The organism is Paenibacillus sp. 01T422, from assembly GCF_056398785.1.
In genome coordinates, this window is the sequence record NZ_JBFTQB010001746.1 from 1 (window position 1) to 351 (window position 351).

Below are 351 nucleotides of genomic sequence, written 5' to 3' on the forward strand. Positions count from 1 at the left end.
GAGCAAGCGCTACCACATTCGTCCCCATAAATTCTTCATCACACTTGATGCCTTCTTGAATGCMCAGCCTATTGATTGTCGACTTCATCGTCTCATCGCCATAATTATCTAGTATATAACCTGTATCACTCGTTACGACTATGAGATGAGGTGTCCCTGACAAGGAGGCTAATAATTTTTCTGCAAAATAATTAGTTACCACTAGAATCTTCCGATACTTATGCTTCTCTTCTTGAAGCTGTTTGGCCGTCAGTTTAAAACCTGGCAAAGGTATTTTGGTAGGGTCCAAACCTAGTTGCAAGCACCTTTGGCGGGATTCTTCGATCCATAGTTCCATATGATTCTCCTCAT

Annotated in this window: 1 pseudogene; it reads right to left on the reverse strand. The window is 41.7% G+C overall.

Going from position 1 to position 351, the window contains the following annotated elements:
* Window positions 1-337: pseudogene (locus tag AC1DUA_RS41035) on the reverse strand (diguanylate cyclase); the annotation flags it as partial.
* Window positions 338-351 lie beyond the last annotated feature (14 nt).